The organism is Sandaracinobacter neustonicus (assembly GCF_006385875.1).
GTDB lineage: Bacteria > Pseudomonadota > Alphaproteobacteria > Sphingomonadales > Sphingomonadaceae > Sandaracinobacteroides > Sandaracinobacteroides neustonicus.
Window position 1 is genome coordinate 233560 of sequence record NZ_VFSU01000024.1, and the last position, 18136, is coordinate 251695.

16 protein-coding genes are annotated in these 18136 nt (G+C 66.2%); 9 read left to right on the forward strand and 7 right to left on the reverse strand.

What is annotated here, in order from left to right; all coding sequences use genetic code 11:
- Positions 1-41: 41 nt before the first annotated feature.
- The 3 genes from FJQ54_RS09840 to FJQ54_RS09850 form a co-directional block, all read right to left on the reverse strand.
- The gene (locus FJQ54_RS09840; RefSeq protein ID WP_140928240.1) at positions 42-1259 is read right to left on the reverse strand and encodes an alanine racemase; all 1218 of its coding nucleotides are present in this window, start codon (positions 1257-1259) and stop codon (positions 42-44) included.
- A 189-nt stretch (positions 1260-1448) separates the two neighbouring features.
- Positions 1449-1973, reverse strand: a complete 525-nt coding sequence (locus tag FJQ54_RS09845; protein ID WP_140928241.1) for a hypothetical protein — start codon at positions 1971-1973, stop codon at positions 1449-1451.
- Between the two features lie 57 nt (positions 1974-2030).
- Positions 2031-2309, reverse strand: a complete 279-nt coding sequence (locus FJQ54_RS09850) for an acyl carrier protein (protein ID WP_181160084.1) — start codon at positions 2307-2309, stop codon at positions 2031-2033.
- Between the two features lie 171 nt (positions 2310-2480).
- On the opposite strand from FJQ54_RS09850, the gene dapF reads away from it, so the two are divergent.
- The 6 genes from dapF (at position 2481) to FJQ54_RS17790 (ending at position 7815) form a co-directional block, all read left to right on the forward strand.
- Positions 2481-3275 carry a diaminopimelate epimerase gene (gene dapF, locus FJQ54_RS09855; protein WP_140928243.1) on the forward strand — a complete coding sequence of 265 codons (795 nt, stop codon included), beginning with the start codon at positions 2481-2483 and terminating at the stop codon, positions 3273-3275.
- On the forward strand, positions 3272-4411 hold the full coding sequence (locus FJQ54_RS09860) for a radical SAM protein (RefSeq protein ID WP_140928244.1): 1140 nt from the start codon (positions 3272-3274) through the stop codon (positions 4409-4411). Before dapF ends, FJQ54_RS09860 begins: the two co-directional genes overlap by 4 nt.
- Complete coding sequence (ftsY, locus tag FJQ54_RS09865; RefSeq protein WP_140928245.1) at positions 4408-5340, forward strand: signal recognition particle-docking protein FtsY; 933 nt, start codon at positions 4408-4410, stop codon at positions 5338-5340. Before FJQ54_RS09860 ends, ftsY begins: the two co-directional genes overlap by 4 nt.
- 4 nt (positions 5341-5344) lie before the next feature.
- A complete protein-coding gene (locus FJQ54_RS09870; protein WP_235890388.1) occupies positions 5345-5974 on the forward strand; it encodes a septation protein A in 630 nt (209 codons plus the stop codon).
- 176 nt (positions 5975-6150) lie between these two features.
- Positions 6151-6879 (forward strand): PEPxxWA-CTERM sorting domain-containing protein, encoded by a 729-nt coding sequence (locus tag FJQ54_RS09875; protein WP_181160085.1) that lies wholly within the window; start codon positions 6151-6153, stop codon positions 6877-6879.
- 198 nt (positions 6880-7077) lie between these two features.
- Positions 7078-7815 carry a PEPxxWA-CTERM sorting domain-containing protein gene (locus FJQ54_RS17790; RefSeq protein ID WP_235890389.1) on the forward strand — a complete coding sequence of 246 codons (738 nt, stop codon included), beginning with the start codon at positions 7078-7080 and terminating at the stop codon, positions 7813-7815.
- A gap of 60 nt (positions 7816-7875) precedes the next feature.
- Here FJQ54_RS17790 and FJQ54_RS09885 read toward each other — a convergent pair whose 3' ends face one another.
- A complete protein-coding gene (locus tag FJQ54_RS09885) occupies positions 7876-9462 on the reverse strand; it encodes a leucyl aminopeptidase family protein (RefSeq protein ID WP_140928248.1) in 1587 nt (528 codons plus the stop codon).
- A 169-nt stretch (positions 9463-9631) separates the two neighbouring features.
- On the opposite strand from FJQ54_RS09885, the gene FJQ54_RS09890 reads away from it, so the two are divergent.
- The gene (locus tag FJQ54_RS09890) at positions 9632-11071 is read left to right on the forward strand and encodes an aldehyde dehydrogenase family protein (RefSeq protein WP_140928249.1); all 1440 of its coding nucleotides are present in this window, start codon (positions 9632-9634) and stop codon (positions 11069-11071) included.
- A gap of 13 nt (positions 11072-11084) precedes the next feature.
- The gene (locus FJQ54_RS09895) at positions 11085-11912 is read left to right on the forward strand and encodes a metallophosphoesterase (protein ID WP_140928250.1); all 828 of its coding nucleotides are present in this window, start codon (positions 11085-11087) and stop codon (positions 11910-11912) included.
- A 3-nt stretch (positions 11913-11915) separates the two neighbouring features.
- Here FJQ54_RS09895 and cysK read toward each other — a convergent pair whose 3' ends face one another.
- The gene (gene cysK, locus FJQ54_RS09900; RefSeq protein ID WP_140928251.1) at positions 11916-12833 is read right to left on the reverse strand and encodes a cysteine synthase A; all 918 of its coding nucleotides are present in this window, start codon (positions 12831-12833) and stop codon (positions 11916-11918) included.
- A gap of 12 nt (positions 12834-12845) precedes the next feature.
- The gene (locus tag FJQ54_RS09905; RefSeq protein WP_140928252.1) at positions 12846-14108 is read right to left on the reverse strand and encodes an MFS transporter; all 1263 of its coding nucleotides are present in this window, start codon (positions 14106-14108) and stop codon (positions 12846-12848) included.
- Positions 14109-14291: 183 nt separating this feature from the next.
- Here FJQ54_RS09905 and FJQ54_RS09910 point away from each other — a divergent pair, with 183 nt between their 5' ends.
- Positions 14292-16424: a PQQ-dependent dehydrogenase, methanol/ethanol family gene (locus FJQ54_RS09910; protein ID WP_140928253.1), complete on the forward strand. Its 2133-nt coding sequence runs from the start codon at positions 14292-14294 to the stop codon at positions 16422-16424.
- 7 nt (positions 16425-16431) lie between these two features.
- Here the strand turns inward: FJQ54_RS09910 and FJQ54_RS09915 are convergent, their stop codons facing one another.
- The gene (locus tag FJQ54_RS09915) at positions 16432-17976 is read right to left on the reverse strand and encodes a winged helix-turn-helix domain-containing protein (protein ID WP_140928254.1); all 1545 of its coding nucleotides are present in this window, start codon (positions 17974-17976) and stop codon (positions 16432-16434) included.
- Positions 17977-18136: the final 160 nt, after the last annotated feature.

Sequence of the window (18136 nt, forward strand, 5' to 3'; positions counted from 1 at the left end):
ACCTTGATGACGCGCTTAGTTGCGCGTCCATTCTGACGGGCTTACACCCGAGCCGCAACTCCCAGCGGCACGACATTGGCCGGAACCACGGCCTCGCCGCCCATCGGGATCAGGCTCGCCATCGGTGCGTCCGTCACGATCACGGTGTCGCCGTTGGTGAAACCGTTGAAGCCCGTGCGCATGGCTTGCCCATAGGCACCCAGCTGGCCGATCTCGATATAATCGCCCGCCTTCACATCCGCCGGCAGTTCGAACGGACCCTTCATATGATCCATGTCGTCGCAGGTCGGGCCGTAAAAGGCGAAGTCCATCGGTTCGGCCTGCGAGGCATCCGCCCGCACCAGCTTCACCGGATAGCGCCACTCCACATGGGCTGCATCGAACAGCGAGCCATAGGCCCCATCGTTGATGTAAAGCTCTTCACCGCGCCGCTTTTCCACCCGCACCAGCACGCTGGCATAATCGGCGGACAGCGCCCGGCCCGGCTCGCACCACAACTCGGCGGAGTAAGAAATCGGCAGCGATTCATAAGCCCGCTCGATCACCGCGAAATAGGTCTCAAGGCTGGGCGGTTCCATGCCCGGATAGCGGCTGGGGAAGCCGCCGCCCACGTCGATCACGTCCACGGTCACGCCCGCTTCCACGATCGCCGCACGCACGAAGGCCAACGCATCCGCATAGGCCGCCGGGCTCATCGCCTGCGATCCCACATGGAAGCAGATGCCCAAGGCGTCCGCTGCCTGACGCGCCGCCAGCAGCAGGGCAGGGGCATCGGCCACGCCGATCCCGAACTTGGAGGCGAGGCTCAGCTTGGAATAGCCGGACGACACCTTCAGCCGCACGCACAGCGTGAGGTCAGCCGCGGGCACGCCATCGGTCGCGCAGGAACGGACGATTTTCGCCAGTTCCTCATGCGTATCCAGCGAGAAGATCCGCACGCCATGCACATGATAAGCCTCGGCAATCGCCTCCTCGGCCTTCACCGGGTGCATGAACGCCAGCACGGCTTGCGGCAGCAGCCCGCGCACCAGACGCACTTCCGCGATGGAAGCGACGTCGAAATGGCGGATGCCACCTTCCCACAGCGTCTCGATCAGGTGCGGCGAAGGGTTTGCCTTCACGGCATAGAAGCTCTTGCCCGGAAATGCCGAAGCAAAGAAGCGCGCCGCATCGAGAGCAGCATCAGGACGGACGAGGGTGACCGGGGCTGCAGGCTGCAGCTCGGTCGCTACCCGAAGCGCGTTATGATGGTTGTGCAATTCAAGGGACCTCCGGGGTGCAGTTTCAGAATCGACTGCCTTGCGGTGGAAGTCCCATGGGGCAGCGGAGCGCGCATATGGGGACGAAGCCCCCCCATGTAAAGTGGAAAATTGTGACAATGCTATCGACTGTTAGCCCGTGCCGACGAAGCGGGTGGCAGCGTGGCGATATGCAGCCGATGATGCAGTTCAGGTGCAGCGAAATAGCGGCCCGCCGTCAGCGGTGATTATCTTATAGCGGACCCGGTAGGCATTGGGGTCAAACTCCGTCTCGTAGGGAGACGATAAAAGCTCCCGCAGCTCCGTCAGGCCATGCTTCTGATCGTAGAACATCAGCGCGGTGGGCAGCGCTTCCAGAATGTAGGTTCCGCTGGGCAGGCCATAGTGCGCCATCGGCGCGACAACAAAAACGCGGCCAGCAATTTTCGAATGCGGGATACTCGCTCTCTCAGCTTTTGTGAGATCGCACTTTCGAGCAAATGCCAGAGCCACTTTGTCCGGCACCGAGATGCAGTTGTAATTCGCATCGGAGCAATCAACGAATTGACTGCTCCAGTCATCGGTTGAGATTGTCCGGGTCTCGAAGTTTACCAGCATCCGTTTCAGGTCGGGGGCAACCATCGTTGCCGCCTTATTGTTGCTGGAAGCAGTCGCGTTGCCCGCCGACAGGGCGGCAATGACGCCCAAAACGATCAGCCGAACAAAAGCGAGCATGGGTCAACCGTCTTTCCGAGAACCGGAAAAAAGGGTTCCCTCAATCGGTCGGGCAGGTCAACCTGCCAGCTTCGCCGAAACGAAGTCCGACAGGGTGCCGACGCTCTCGAACAATTCGCCGGAAACCTCGTCATCGTCGATCAGGATGCCAAAGCGATCCTCCAGCGCCGTCAGCACCGTGGCGACCGCCATCGAATCCAGTTCGGGCAGGCTGCCGAACAGCAAAGTCTCGCGCGTCAGCCCCTCGGCCACGTCAGGCGTCAGCGACAGCGCGTCGACCAGCGTTGCCGCGACATCCTCCACGATCTGGTCAGGCGTAACAGACAGGCTTGCCACCTCGGTGCTCGCTCCCCGCATGCGGTTCCAAAGGGGGCCACGGGTGCATCGCCCGGGCGTCCTCCAAGGTCGCGCGCCTTACGCCTGCCTGCGCTGCAATGCAACAGGCGGGGGCAACAGGGAGGGGGAGGGCATTGCAACCGGCGCGCCCGCCCCATAGATGCAGGCCCCATGGCGACAGCCTTTCTGAAGATGCACGGGGCCGGCAATGATTTTGCCATCTTCGATGCCCGGCAAGTGGCGCTCGCCATGCCGCCGGAACGCGTCCGCCGTCTGGCAGACCGGCATCGCGGCATCGGCTGCGACCAGCTGATCGTGATGGAACCCTCCACCCGCGCAGACGTGTTCATGCGCATCTTCAACCCGGACGGCAGCGAATCCGGCGCTTGCGGCAACGCCACCCGTTGCGTCGCCCGGCTGCTGGGCGGGGCCGCCACCATCGAAACGCGCGGCGGCATCCTCACCGCCGCCAACGCCGAACAGGGCGTGACGATCGACATGGGCAGCCCCCGCTTCGGCTGGGAGGAGATTCCGCTCGCCTACGCAATGGACACCGCCGACATGCCGGTCGCATGGTCTGAGTTGGAACGCCCCTCCGCCGTGAACATGGGCAACCCGCATGTGATCTTCTTCGTGGCCGATGCCAACGTCGTGCCGCTGGAAAGCCTCGGCCCGGAGATCGAGCATGACCTGATCTTCCCCGAGCGCGTGAATGTGAACATCGCCACCGTGCTGAACCGCAGCCACATCCGCCTGCGCGTGTGGGAACGCGGCGCGGGCCTTACGCTCGCCTGCGGCACCGGGGCCTGCGCCACCTTCGCCGCCGCCCGCCGCCGCGGCCTTGTGGATGACAGCGCCACCATCAGCCTGCCCGGCGGAGACCTCATCATCGCCGAAACCGCAGGCGGCGGCATCAGCATGACCGGCCCCGTCTCCACCGCCTACCGGGGCGAGACCGACCTTTGACAGCAAGGGTCATCACCCACGGCTGCCGCTCCAACCTCGCCGAACGCGACGCGCTGGCCGCGCTGGCACCGGTGGGGGCCACCGTCATCAACAGCTGCGCGGTCACGGCGGAAGCCGTGCGCGACGCCCGCGCCGCCGCGCGCACAGCGGCCCGCAACGGCCCCGTCTATGTCACCGGTTGCGCCGCCACGCTGGAACCGGCACGCTTCGCTGATATCGCAACACTCATCCCCAACGCCTTCAAACTGAACGGAGACGCATGGGGAAGGGCAGGGCATCATACCCCCGTCACCCGCCAGTCGCGCGCCTTCGTCGCCGTGCAGGACGGTTGCGACCATGATTGCACCTTCTGCGTCACCCGCCTCGCGCGCGGGCGCTCGCGCTCGGTGCCGCTGGAAACCGTGGTCGCGCGCATCGCTGCGCTTGCCGCACAGGGCGTAAACGAGGTGGTGCTGACCGGCATAGACGCCACCAGCTATGGGCAGGACCTTCCCGGCACCCCCGCGCTCGGCACGCTGGTGCAGGCGATCCTCGCCCGCACCGCCATCCCGCGCCTGCGCCTCTCCTCGCTGGATTCGGCGGAAGCCGACGAGGCGCTGATCGAAGCCTTTCAGGATCAGCGGCTGATGCCGCACGTCCATCTCTCGCTGCAATCCGGCGACGATCTGATCCTGAAGCGGATGAAGCGCCGCCACAGCCGCGCAGATGCCGTGCGCCTGTCGGAACGGCTGCGCACCGCCCGCGCCGATATCGCGCTCGGCGCGGACCTGATCGCGGGCTTCCCGACGGAAGGGGAGGCCGCGCATGCCAACTCGCTGTCCTTGCTGGCGGATTGCAGGCTGGTGCACACCCATATCTTCCCCTTTTCGCCGCGCCCCGGCACGGCGGCTGCCCGCATGCCGCAGGTGCCGCCCGCCGTGGCCAAGGCCCGCGCGGCGGACTTGCGCGCCGCCGCCGCCAGCCGCCACGCCGATTTCACCGCCGCCTTTGTCGGAAAGCCGGTCGACAGCGTCAGCGAAGGCGGGCAGGGGTACAGCGCGCATGGCCTCCGGCTGCGCTATGCCGCGCCCCGGCCGAAGGGCGCTCTTGTGCGGCTTACGCCCACCCATCTGAACGACGGACTGCTGGCTGAATGAACGACGTCACGGAAAAGACAGGCTGGCTCGCCCGCATGCGTTCGGGCCTTGCCCGCTCGTCGGAAAAGCTGGCGCAGAACCTCACCTTCATGGTCGGCGGCGGCCGGATCGAGGCGGAAGACCTTGATTCGGTGGAAGATGCACTGATCGCAGCCGATCTCGGCCCGGCGGTCGCCGAACGCATCGTCATGAAGCTGGCCGCCGCCCGCCTTGCCGGGGACATCGACATGACCCGCGTGCGGCAGGTCGCGGCGGACGAGATCGCCGCCATCCTCACCCCGCTGGCGAAGCCGCTGCTCGTCACCGCCTTCCCGCGCCCGCACACCATCCTCGTGGTCGGCGTGAACGGCACCGGCAAGACGACGACGATCGCCAAGCTGGCGCATGTTTTTCAGGAAGATGATTATGCGGTGATGATGGCCGCCGGGGACACGTTCCGCGCCGCCGCCGTCGAGCAGCTGAAGGTCTGGGGGGATCGGCTGTCCATCCCTGTTATCTCGGGCAAGCCCGATGCCGATGCGGCGGGCCTTGCCTTTACCGCGATGGAGCAGGCCCGCGCCTCGGGCCGCGACGTGCTGATGGTGGATACGGCGGGGCGGCTGCAGAACAAGGCCGGGCTGATGGATGAACTGGCCAAGGTGCGCCGCGTGCTGGGCAAGCAGCACCCGGGCGCCCCGCATGACACCATCCTCGTGCTGGACGCAACAACCGGCCAGAACGCCCTGAGCCAGATCGAGATTTTTCGCGAAGTGGCAGGCGTGACTGGCCTTGTGATGACGAAGCTGGACGGCACCGCGCGCGGCGGCGTTCTGGTGGCGGCAGCGGAAAAATTCGGCCTGCCGATCCACGCCATCGGCGTGGGGGAAAAACTGGGCGACCTCCGCCCCTTCGACGCGCGCGCCTATGCCGACGCGCTCACAGGAGCCTGATAGTTTGACAGAGCAACCCGTCGTGAAACCCGCCCGCCGCGAACTGGACGGCTGGAAAAAGCTCTCGGTCGATCTCGGCCCGCTGCTGGTGTTTTTCGCCGTCTATTCCCGGTTCGACGTGTTCGTCGGCACGGCGGCCTTCATGGTCGCCACCGCCATCGCCATGGGGATTTCCTGGGCGCTCACCCGCCATATCGCTGCAATGACATGGTTTTCCGCCGTGCTGGTGGGTGTGTTCGGCGGCCTGACGCTGTGGCTGCACGATGAAACCTTCATCAAGATGAAGCCGACCATCGTCTTCCTCACCCTGTCGGGCGTGCTGACCTTCGGCTTGCTGCGCGGCCGGAATTATCTGAAGACGGTGGTCGGATCCGCCTTCAACGGCCTCAGCGACGAGGGCTGGACCCTGCTCACCCGCCGCTGGGCGCTGTTCTTCCTGTTGCTGGGCCTGACCAACGAACTGCTGTGGCGCGCCTTCCCAACCAACATCTGGCTGCATTTCAAAATCTGGGGCGATTCGCTGCTGACCTTCCTGTTCATGGGGGCGCAGGTGCCGATGATGCTGAAGCATGGCCTCAATCTTGAAGATCCCAAGGAAGCCGATCCGAAGGACGAAAGCCCGCCCAAAGCCTGATCGCGCAGCGCCGCCGAAGCCATCGGCGGAAAATTTCACGGACATTGCAAAAATTTGCATTTGGGGGCTGGCATCGCGTCTGCGCCTCAGCTATGCGAATCGTAACGTTCCAGTCGAACCCGTTGAGGAACATCGGGAAAGGCATGGGCGAAACAACATTTAGGGGGTCGCACCCAATGATTCATCCGTTTGCCGCTATCGCGGTCACTACGCTTGTCGGCGCGTTCGTCGCCGCAGCGCCTGCGTCTGCCGTCACCGTTGTGCTGGGCGGGGCAGTCCAGAATGTCAGCAGCGTCACCCGCAGTGCGGAAGGGGTGGATTTTACCGTCACCGCAGCCCGCTTCACCGGCAATCCTGCCACGCTGACGGGCATGTCCAGCCTTGGCGCGCCGCTGCTCGTTTCGGTCACGACGCCCGGCCTCGGCGTGGATGGCGGCGGCTCCGCGCCGCAGATCGACACCAACCAGACGAACCGTCGCGAAGCGCTGATCCTGTCGGCCAGCAGCCCGTTCGAAATCTCGCGGCTGAAGCTGTCGATGGTGGATGGCAATGACACGCTGATGCTTTATGGCGTCAAAGATGACGGCAGCTTCGTTGCGCTCATCAACGCGGGCACCATCATGTCGGGCCTGAACGGCGCGGCGGGCGTGGTGAGCACGGGTGCGAACGGCGGCACCTCGCTGCTCACCTTCGCCAACCCCTGGGGCAATTTCAGCCAATATGTCTTCACCACCCGCGTCGGCGGCGAAGTGCTTTACAACAATGATCGCGGGCAGGGGTATCGGCTGGATTCGATCAGCTTCAACGTGGTTCCTGAACCGCGCATGTGGGCGATGCTGATCGCGGGCTTCGGCTTTGTGGGCGTCGCCGCCCGCCGCCGCCGCAAGCCGGTGGTTTCCGCCTGACGCACCGCTGCCGCTGAAGGGCGGCACGGCTTCCACCGAATGTGAACGCCCCCGGCAACCGCAATGGTTGCCGGGCGTTTACGCATTCCCTGCGCCGTTAAGAACATAAGAATTGGATCGGGCGGCCGTTATAGCTCTATTTGGCCCGCAGCTATTCATCGCCTGATCCGGGCGGCGAAATCTTGCAGGGGTCTTGTCATGAAAATCTTCGCTGCTGCCGCGTTTGCGGCTGCAATCGCCGTTGCGCCCGCCAGCGCCTCCGTGATCACGCTTGGCGGCCCGAACGCCAATGTGCCCAGCATCACCGGCTCGGTGGATGGGGTGGATTACAGCTTCGAAGCGCTGCGCTTCACGCTGGCCCCCACCGCGCTCACCAGCTTCAGCCAGTTCAGCACCACCTCCAGCAGCGGCGCAGCGATGAAGATCAGCGTCACGGCCCCCGGCATCGGCGTGGACGGCGGCGGATCGGCCCCGCAAGTCGATACCAATCAGGTGCGCAACCGCGAAGCGATCCTGTTCAGCACCAGCAAGCTGATCGACATCAACGCGCTGAAACTGTCTTACATTGATGCGAACGACACGCTGCTCGTGTTCGGCGTGCAGGATGATGGCAGCCTTGTCTCGCTCACCGGTGCGGGCACCATCCTGTCGGGTCTCGGCGGCACAGTGGGCGTCAACAACAGCGGCGCGAACGGCGGCACGAGCGTTCTCAGCTTCGCCGACGCGCTGGGCAGCTACAACCGTTACATCTTCACCACCCGTGTGGGCGGCGAAGTGAATTACGGCGGGATGACGGGGCAGGGCTATCGGATCGATTCGATCGGCTTCGATACCGCCGCCGTGCCGGAACCCGCCACCTGGGCGATGCTGATCGCCGGTTTCGGCTTCGTGGGCGCTGCCGCCCGCCGCCGCCGCGCCGGAATGGTCACGAACTGAACCAGATCCAAGGGGTTGGATAAACGGGGCGGCGCTAAACGCGCCGCCCCATTTTTTCGTTTATTTCTCGTAGGATCGGATCAGCTGGTCGAACAGCCGCACGCCATAGGCGCGCAGGCCCTTGGGCACGGTCGGCAGGTCGGTCGCGGCGGTCATCACGCCCGCCATATCCACATGCGCCCAGGGCGTCGGCTCCGGCGTGAGGAAGCTGATGAAGTGCGCGGCCGTGCCCGCGCCCGCACGCCCGCCCTCGTTCGCATTCTTGATGTCGGCGATATCGCTCGCCATGTCCGCTGTGTAGCTGGGGTGCAGCGGCATCCGCCACACATCCTCGCCTGTCAGTGCGCCAGCAGTTGTCAGGCGCGCGGCCAGATCCTCGTTGCGGGCGAACAGGCCGGAATACTCATCGCCCAGCGCTGCGCCGATCGCGCCGGTCAGGGTGGAGAGGTTCACCAGCACGGCGGGCTTATACTGGCGGATGGCCCACTGGTTCGCATCGGCCATCACCAGCCGCCCTTCGGCATCGGCGTTGATCATCTCCACCGTCTTGCCGTTCAGCGTCCGCACCACGTCGCCGGGGCGCTGCGCCGTGCCGCCGGGCATGTTTTCCGCCAGCGCGGCGATGCCGATCACATTGGCCTTCGCCCCGCGCTTTGCTGCCGCGATGGCCGCCGCAACCGCCCCCGCCGCGCCAGACATGTCGGCCTTCATAGACCACATCCCGGCTGCGGGCTTGATGGAGTTGCCGCCGTTGTCGAAGGTGATTCCCTTGCCCACCAGCGCGATGGGGGCGGCATTTCCGGCCCCGCGATACTCCACCGCCAGCAGCCGCGAAGGCCGGGCAGAACCTTGCCCCACGCCCAGAAGCGCGCCCATGCCAAGCTCACGCATCTGCGCTTCGTTCAGCACGGTCACCCGCACATTGGGCACACCCTTCACTTCCTTCTGCACCGCCGCCACGAAGCTTTCGGGATAGAGTTCATTGGCCGGGGTGATGATCAGATCGCGGGCAAAGCGAATGGCGCCTGCCACCTGCGCCAGATCGGCGGCATAGGCGGCGGCTGCGCCTGCGTCGCTCGTCACCACCGTCACCGGGTTGGCGGGCGGCAGCTTCGGCTCGGACTTCAACCTGTCATAACGGTAACCCGCCAGCGCCGCACCATAAGCCAGATAGGGGGCAGACCCGGCGGGCAGCCCGCCAGAGAGGATCGCGATATCAGAGGGTTCGCTGCGCAGCGCCATGCTCGCCTTGCCTGCCGCATCGGCCAGCGCGGCCTCCTTCGGCGCGGTCAGGCTTTCCACGCCCACCAGCAGGATGGCGGGATGCCCGCCGATATTGTGCAGTTTCAACGTGGAGAGCGGCTTCGCATCAAAGCGTGCGGCCTTCGCCGCCGCCGCAATCGCTTCCGCCGTGGCGGCGGGCAGTTCCGGTGCGGATTTCGCGATATCCAGCGGGGCCGTCACCGGCACGATCAGCGCCGCGCCCACAGGCACGGTGGCGGCAAAGCGGATCGGCCGCTCAGGGCTGTTCTCCCGCGTGGAGGGGGCCACGCCGGATCCTATCAGCCCGGCGGGCCGGTCTTGCGCCAGCGCGGGGGCGGTGAGGGCAGTGGCGATCAGCAATGCTGCGAAAGGGGCGATCCGCATTCCTTATGTATCTCCTGTAACATTGTTACAGGCTGCCTAACGGCCACGCCCCCGCTTGCCAACCCGTGCAGCGCCCCCAGCGACAAATTGCGCGCCCCCTCTGAGTTGAGCGTTTTTCTGTAACCGCCGCCGCTCTACGTAGGGCAGTCAAACCTTGGGAGAGAGAGACATGCGCGAAGCCCTGAAATTCTATATCGACGGCCAGTGGGTCGATCCGGTCGAAGGCGTGAAGCCGCTGGACGTAATCAACCCCGCCACGGAACAGGCGTTCGGCCGGATCGCCATCGGCACCGCGGCTGATGTGGACCGCGCTGCCAAGGCCGCCGCTGCCGCCTTTCCCAGCTTCAGCCGCACCAGCCGCGCCGAACGGCTGGAGCTGCTGGGGGCGATCATCGCCGAATATCAGAAGCGCCACGCCGACATCGCCGCCGCCATCACCGAGGAAATGGGCGCGCCCGCCTGGCTGGCCACGCAATATCAGGCCGCGCTGGGCATGGGGCACTTCCAGATCGCCATGGAGGTGCTGAAAGGCTACAGCTTCGAAGAGGATCGCGGCGGCACCCGGCTGGTGAAGGAGCCCATCGGGGTGTGCGGCTTCATCACGCCATGGAACTGGCCGATCAACCAGATCGCCTGCAAGGTCGCCCCGGCGATCGCCACCGGCTGCACCATCGTGCTAAAACCCTCCGAAGTGGCCCCCTTTGATGCCGTCATTTTCGCCGAGGTGATGCATGCGGCGGGCGTGCCCAAGGGCGTGTTCAACCTTGTGAACGGGGACGGCCCCGGCGTCGGCGCGGCCATTTCCAGCCATCCGCTGATCGATATGGTCAGCTTCACCGGCTCCACCCGCGCGGGAATCGAGGTGGCGAAGAACGCCGCCCCCACGGTGAAGCGGGTGGCGCAGGAACTGGGCGGCAAATCCCCCAATATCGTGCTGGATTCGGCAGACCTTGCAACTGCCGTGGGCGGCGGTATCCAGTCCATGATGCTGAACTCCGGGCAAAGCTGCAACGCGCCGACGCGCATGTTCGTGCCGCGCCCGAAGATGGAGCAGGCCAAGGCAATTGCGAAGGCCACAGCAGAGGCGATCACCGTGGGCGATCCCAACGGCAACAGCGTGATCGGGCCTGTCGTCTCTGAAGTGCAGTTCAACAAGATTCAGGGCCTGATCCAGAAGGGCATCGACGAAGGCGCAACCCTCGTCGCGGGCGGCCCCGGCCGGCCGGAGGGGCTGGACAAGGGCTATTATGTGAAGCCCACCATCTTCGCCGACGTGACCAACGACATGACCATCGCCCGCGAGGAAATCTTCGGGCCGGTGCTGGCGATGCTGCCCTATGATACGCTGGAGCAGGCGATCGCTGAGGGGAATGACACCGTCTATGGCCTCGCCGCTTATGTGCAGGGCGATGAGGCGGAGGCGCGCGACGTCGCGCGGCAGCTGCGCGCGGGCCAAGTGAACATCAACGGCGCGGCGCTGGACCTGACTGTCCCGTTCGGCGGCTACAAGCAATCCGGCAACGGCCGCGAATGGGGCGATCATGCCTTCGCCGAATTCCTGGAAACCAAGGCCGTGATCGGCTGGGGCGCGGCGCAGGCGGCGGAATGAGGCTATTGGCCGAATGAAGCTGCTGGCGCGGGTTCTGGGCGCTCTTCTGGCGCTCGCGCTGGCCTTCATCGGCTGGGGCTATTGGGGGGCTACTCGGCCCCCGCTGGTGGTGCCCTTCAGCTATCAGCTGAAGGGCCTGCCGCCCGGCACCCGGCTGAAGGTGCTGCTGATCAGCGACACCCATCGCGGTCGCCCGGACATGTCCGCCGCGCGGCTGGATGCCATCATGGATCAGGCGAACGCGCTGAAGCCGGATCTGATCCTGCTGGCGGGCGACTATATCGGCGGCAATCCACTGGGCCTTGGCGGCAAGCCGCATCTGAAACCGGCGGTGCAACCGCTGGCGAAGCTGCGCGCGCCGCTGGGCGTGTTCGCGGTGCTGGGCAACCACGACAATGCCCATTGGGGGCCGATCGTCTTTGCCGCCCAACCGTCGCCGCGCCTGCTGGTGAACCAGTCGGTGGATGTCGGCCCGCTGGTGGTGGCGGGGGTGAATTCGGATGCCCATGGCGCGAACGTCCCGGCGGCGCTGTCGGCCGCCACGCCGGGCAAGCCGCTGCTGTTGCTGCGCCATGAAGGCGGCGCGCTGGCGCTGGATCCGCCGCGCCGGGACCTGTCCGTGCTGGCGCTGGCCGGGCACACCCATGGCGGGCAGATCCTGCTGCCGCTGATCGGCGCGCCCGCTGACAGGATTCTCGGCGGTCCGCCGCTGTGCAGACGCGGTTTCTGCACCGTCAACGGCTGGCCGCTCTATGTCACCTCGGGCGTGGGCACCAGCATGGTGCCACTGCGCATCGGCGTTCCCCCGGAGATGGTGCTGATCACCCTCACGCCCGGCTGAGCATCACTCCACCGGCAGGAAATCCGGCACGCTCAGGTAACGCTCGCCCGTGTCATAGTTGAAGCCCAGCACCTTCGCGCCCGCGCCCAGTTCGGGCAGCTTCTGCGCGATGGCCGCCAGCGTCGCGCCGGATGAAATGCCAACCAGCATCCCTTCCATGCTGGCGGATTTGCGCGCCCATTCCTTCGCGTCGTCCGCCGCGACCTGAATCACCCCGTCCAGCAATTCGGTGTGCAGATTGCCCGGAATGAACCCGGCACCGATCCCCTGAATCGGGTGCGGCGCGGGCTGCCCGCCGGAAATCACCGGGGACAGCGTGGGTTCCACCGCGAACACCTTCAGCTTCGGCCATTCCGCCTTCAGCGCCTGCGCCACGCCGGTGATATGCCCGCCGGTTCCCACGCCAGAGATCAGCGCGTCCAGCCCCTCGGGGAAATCCGCCAGAATCTCGCGCGCGGTGGTGCGGGCGTGGATGGCGATGTTGGCCGGGTTTTCGAACTGGTACGGCATCCATGCACTGGGGGTTTCCGCCACGATCTCCTGCGCGCGGGCAATCGACCCCTTCATGCCCTTTTCGCGCGGGGTGAGATCGAAACTGGCCCCATAGGCCAGCATCAGCCGCCGCCGCTCGATGCTCATGCTTTCCGGCATCACCAGAATCAGCTTGTAGCCCTTCACGGCGGCCACCATCGCCAGCCCGATGCCGGTGTTGCCGCTGGTCGGCTCCACGATCACCCCACCGGGCTTCAGCGCGCCCGATGCCTCGGCATCCTCGATCATCGCCAGCGCGATCCGGTCTTTGATGGACCCACCGGGGTTCTGCCGCTCGCTCTTGATCCAGACGGACTCATTGGGGAACAGCCGGGCCACCCGCACATGCGGGGTATTGCCGATGGTTTCCAGAATGTTGGCAGCTCGCATCGGAAATCTCCTTCAGCTTTTCAGATTGTCAGGCACGTCCAGCCTGTCGGCATCGCGCAGTTCGGGGAACAGCCGCGCCCACAGGATCGTCACGATCAGCGCCAGCACGCCGCCGCCCACGGTGGCGGCAATCGGGCCGATGGCGGCCGCCATCACCCCGGCGCGGAATTCGCCCAGTTCGTTCGAAGCGCTGATGAACAACAGAGACACGGATGAAACCCTCCCGCGCATCGAATCCGGCGTGTGCAGCTGGATCAGCGAGGATCGCACATACACCGAAACCATGTCCGCCGCGCCCAGCACGATCAGGCTGACAATGGAAATCCAAAGCACGGTGGAAAGGCCGAAGGCCACGGTGGCCAGCGCGAACAGCCCCACGTTCACAAACATCTTCTGCCCTACCTTGCTGCCCAGCGGGTTGCGCGTCAGCCAGAAGGCGACAGCGGCGGCCCCCAGTGCCGGGGCGGCGCGCAGCCAGCCCAGCTCCGCCGGGCCCACATGCAGGATATCGCGCGCATACACCGGCAGCATGGCGTTGGTGCCGGCCAGAATCACCGCGAACATGTCCAGCGACAGCGCGCCGAAGACGATGCGGTTGCCCCGCACATAATCCAGCCCCTCTTTCACCGCCGCAAACCCCTTCGCGCCGGAGGAGGGCGACAGTTTCACCGGCGGAATCATGAACAGCGCCACAAGCGAAGCCGCCAGCAGCCCGGCGGCCAGCCAGAAGGGGAGCGCAGGGTGCCCGTCATAAGCGAATCCGCCCACCACCGGACCCAGCACCGCGCCCGTCTGCCAGCCGATGCTGTTCCACGCGATGGCCGTGGGCAGCACATGCGGCGGCACCAGATTGGGGGCCAGCGCAGAGAGGGAGGGCGCGGCAAAGGCCCGCGCCACCCCCAGCGCCACAGCCACCGCGAACAACGGCCACAGGGCCGTCGATCCCGAAGCCGCCAGCGCCCCCAGCGCCAGCGCGCACAGCAGTTCCAGCCCGATCGCCGCACGCGCGATCACCCGCCGGTCCACCCGGTCCGCGATCACCCCCACCACAAGGCTCAGCAGGAACACCGGCAGGAATTGCGCCAGCCCTATCAGCCCCAGCAGGAAGGCCGCCTCGCGGATGGGCATGGTCTGCCGGGCGATGTCGTAAACCTGCCAGCCGATCACCACCACCATCATGATCTGCGCCAATGTGGAGCCCAGCTTGGCCACGAAAAAGGCGCGGAAGGCCGGCCATGCGAAGGGGGAGGGCGGGGGGGCGGTTTCAGCGGTCACGCGCGCTGCCTAGCAGCGCAGCAGTGGTTTCGGAAACGACAGTTTCGCTATGGCTGCCTGCAAGCCCCGCTATCCTCGCAGTTTGCTGATGTTTCGCTCGCGCGCGGAAACTGGGAAAAGCCGGATTGCCGGGCCGCCTTTTGGGAGAGGGGCGCGCCCGCCGCACCGACATCGGGGAGAAGCATGCCAATCGTCACACGCTCGGGCGTTTCCGCCCTCACCGTCGCCCTGTTGCTGTTCACCGCCGCCTGCGGCCAGCAGAAACCCGCCGCCGCCCCTGCCGCCGCCGGGGAAGACAGCCTCGCCGCGCAAGGCTCGGCCGGGGCTGAGTGGCTCAGCTATGGCGGCACGTACGATGAGCAGCGCCACTCCCGCCTCACGCAGATCAACAAGGACAATCTCGATCAGCTCGGCGTCGCATGGACCTATGAAATGCGCAGTGGCCGGGGCATCGAAACCACGCCCATCGTCGCCGATGGGGCGATGTATGCCACCTCCAGCTGGTCCATCCTGCACGCGCTGGATGCGAAAACCGGCAAGGAATTGTGGGTCTATGATCCCGGCGTGGACAAGGCCGTGGGTGTCGATGCCTGCTGCGACGTCGTCAACCGCGGCGTCGCCATCAAGGACGGAGTGATCTTCCTCGGCGTGATCGACGGACGTCTGGAGGCGATCGACGCGAAAACGGGCAAGCGCATCTGGTCCGTGCAGACGGTGGACCGCTCGAAGCCCTACACCGTCACCGGCGCGCCGCGCGTGGTGGGGGATAAGGTGCTGATCGGCAACGGCGGCGCGGAACTGGGCGTGCGCGGCTATCTCTCCGCCTATGACGTAAAAACCGGCAAGCTGGTGTGGCGCTTCTACACCGTGCCAAACCCGAAGATGCAGCCCGACGGCGCTGCCTCTGACGAAGTGCTGGCCCGCCTCGGCAACGCCACATGGGGCAAAACCGGCCGCTGGACCACGGACGGCGGCGGCGGCACCGTCTGGGATTCGATCGTCTATGATGAACCCAACCGGCAGATCATCTTCGGCGTCGGCAATGCCTCGCCATGGAACGCCGCGCTGCGCGATCCGACGTCCAAGGGTGACAATCTGTTCGTCTCGTCCATTGTCGCCGTCGATGCGGATACCGGCAAGTATAAGTGGCATTTCCAGACCACCCCGCGCGACAATTGGGATTACACCGCGACGCAAACGATCATCCTCGCCAACCTGCCGCTGGGCGAGAATGGCACGCCGCGCCGGGTGGTCATGCAGGCGCCGAAGAACGGCTTCTTCTATGTGCTGGATGCGAAAACCGGCCAGTTCATCTCGGGCAACAATTTCGTGCCGCAGAACTGGACGACGGGGCTGGACGCGAACGGCCGCCCGCTGGAAACCGCAGAGGCGCGGCCTGCCAACGGCAGCAGCGTGCTGATGCCGGGGCCGCAGGGTGCGCATAACTGGCATCCGATGGCCTTCAACCCGGATCTGAACCTCGCCTTCATCCCGGCGCAGGAACTGCCGCAGGGCTATGCGCCCAAGGCTGAAGCCGACCCGCACACCAAGTGGAACACCGGCTTCAAGTTCGAGGATGGCCTGCCTGTCGATCCCGTCGATCCGGCGACGATGAAGGCCATGCGCGCCGCCTTCAAGGGGCGGCTGATCGCGTGGGATCCGATCAAACAGGCCCCGCGCTGGTCCGTCGAACTGCCCACGCCATCCAACGGCGGCGTGCTCTCCACCGCGTCCGGCCTCGTGTTTCAGGGCACGGTCGCGGGCGATCTCGTCGGCTATGACGCGGCCAATGGCAAGGAGCTGTGGCGGCGCAACCTGAAGGGCGGAATCATGGCCCCGCCCGTCAGTTACGAGATCGACGGCGAGCAATATCTCGCCATCGCCAGCGGCTGGGGCGGTGCCTATGCGCTGGCGGCGGGCTTCCTGTTCGATCCGGCGGTGCAGCCGCTCAATGGCCGGGTGATCGTATTCAAGCTGGGCGCGAAGGGCGAAATCCCCGATCATCAGGGCGTCCCCATCGACCGCAAGCCGCAGGCCGCGAAGTTCGGCGATCCGGCGATGCTGCAGCGCGGCCTCGTCGCCTACAGCCGCAACTGCATGGTCTGCCACGGGCCGATGGCGATTTCGTCCGGCGTGCTGCCCGATCTGCGCTGGTCGCCGCTGTCCGGCGATGCGGACGCCTGGCGCGACGTGGTGATCGATGGCTCCCGCAGGGAAGCTGGCATGGTCAGCTTCGCCAAACAGCTGAGCCCGGAGGATGCAGAGGCGATCCGCGCCTATGTCGTCCTTCAGGCGCACGGCCCGGCGGCGAAGTAAGCGCGGCCTAAAAGGGAAGGAACTGCCCGGCGAGGAAGTCCGGCCGCTGGCTGGCACCTCGCCAATAGGCGGAAAGCCCGATCTCGCTGCACAGCGGCAGGAAGCGCGCATCCGCGCGCAACCCTTGCAGCGGCGGCAGGAACAGCGCCACCGTGCTCGTCCGGTGCAGCGTCACCGTCCGCTCTGCAGCCGTGCGGGTGTTGGCGCGGGCTTGGGAATACCAGTTGCGGGCCAACTGATAGGCGGCTTCCGTCCGGCCCAGAGATCCAAGGCCCAGCAACGAAACGAACTGCGTCATCCCGCCCAACCGGGCGGCAGTGAGCAACTCCGTCTCGGCGGCCTGCACATCCGCGTTCCGGCCAGAGCCGATGGCGCGCACCGTTCCACGCAGCGCCGTCAGGATGCGGGAAGGGCTGCGCTGGGACTGTTGAACCGCCTGAATGGCGGCCTCGCCATCAGCCGCACGCCCGGTCAGCGCCATCAGCAGCGGCCCCACCACCTGCATCGAGATGGACGCGGCCTCGCCATCGGCCTGCGCTTCCGTCAGCGCGGCTTTCGCGCCTCTGGTTGCCCACAGGCCGTATATCCGCCATTCGCTGCCGGCTTTGTGTGCGGGGTGCGTCGCCTTCAGCCGGTCGGCCAGCGCCAGTGTCTCACCGCTGCGCCCCACTGCCGCCATCAGCCGCGCCAGACCGCTCAGCCCATGCGGATTGTCCGGGGAGACATCCAGCGCCCGCAACAACCGCTGCTCGGCCGTCTGCCAATCGCCGAAAAAAGGCGGCAGCAGAGCCAGCGCCACATGCGCGTCGCCCTGCGCCCGTTCCAGTTGCAACGCGCGCGCCGCCGCCTCGCGCGTATGCGCCTCGGCCTCCGCGATGCTCCCGGCCGTCGCGAACGACGCGATGCGCTGCCATGCAATGGCCAGCAGTCCCCATGCCCGGGCATGCTCCGGCGTCAATCCGATCGCCTGTTCCAACAATCCGCGCGCCCGGCCCTCCGCGCCGGTGGCATCCGTTGCCAGCTGCTCCGCCGCCTGCGCCACCAGCGCATCCGCGCGGCCATCGTCACGCGGCTTCAGCAGGTTCCAGCCCACACCGGCGACGGCCGCCGCGCCAACCGCGCCGCCCAGCATCCAGCGTCGCGTCAGTGTGGCCGGTTCCGGCGGCACGGCCGGGGGCAGGGCAGGCCGCAGCACCTCTGGCTCGTCTGCACACAGCCGGTATCCCACCTTGGAAACCGTCTCCACCTGCACCCGTTCCGAACCGGCTTCGCGCAGCGCCCGCCGCAAGCCCGACACGGCGCGGTGCAGCGAATCCTCGCCCACCACCAGCCCGGGCCAGCAGCGCTCCGCCAGCCGATCCCGGCTCACCACCTCGCCCTCCGCGTCGGACAAAGCGACCAGCAGTTGCATGATGCGCGGTTCGGTCGAAACGATGCCCGCAGGCCCCTCCAGCCGCCGCTCGGCAGGGCGAACCCTGATATCCCCCATGGCAAACGGCAGGCTGCGGCCAAGCTCCACGGGGATGCCATGATCGTGCGTCTGCGCGTCCAAAATCCCCCCTTTCCCGCTCCATCAGGAAAATATCAGATTTTCGTCGTGCGCCCATCATGGTTTGCGGCGCGCCCTCCGGCCATTCTGAGCTTGCTGGTTCCGGGCGGGGGCGTCCGCCGCCAGCATACAGGGAGACGTTTGATGCGCAAATCTTCTGTGC

Coding starts and splice junctions, on each gene's coding strand:
- FJQ54_RS17790 (WP_235890389.1), top strand. CDS start 7,078: ATGAAAATCTTCGCTGCTGCCGCGTTTGCGGCTGCAATCGCCGTTGCG.
- dapF (WP_140928243.1), top strand. CDS start 2,481: ATGGCGACAGCCTTTCTGAAGATGCACGGGGCCGGCAATGATTTTGCC.
- FJQ54_RS09890 (WP_140928249.1), top strand. CDS start 9,632: ATGCGCGAAGCCCTGAAATTCTATATCGACGGCCAGTGGGTCGATCCG.
- FJQ54_RS09910 (WP_140928253.1), top strand. CDS start 14,292: ATGCCAATCGTCACACGCTCGGGCGTTTCCGCCCTCACCGTCGCCCTG.
- FJQ54_RS09885 (WP_140928248.1), bottom strand. CDS start 9,462: ATGCGGATCGCCCCTTTCGCAGCATTGCTGATCGCCACTGCCCTCACC.
- ftsY (WP_140928245.1), top strand. CDS start 4,408: ATGAACGACGTCACGGAAAAGACAGGCTGGCTCGCCCGCATGCGTTCG.
- cysK (WP_140928251.1), bottom strand. CDS start 12,833: ATGCGAGCTGCCAACATTCTGGAAACCATCGGCAATACCCCGCATGTG.
- FJQ54_RS09845 (WP_140928241.1), bottom strand. CDS start 1,973: ATGCTCGCTTTTGTTCGGCTGATCGTTTTGGGCGTCATTGCCGCCCTG.
- FJQ54_RS09895 (WP_140928250.1), top strand. CDS start 11,085: ATGAAGCTGCTGGCGCGGGTTCTGGGCGCTCTTCTGGCGCTCGCGCTG.
- FJQ54_RS09875 (WP_181160085.1), top strand. CDS start 6,151: ATGATTCATCCGTTTGCCGCTATCGCGGTCACTACGCTTGTCGGCGCG.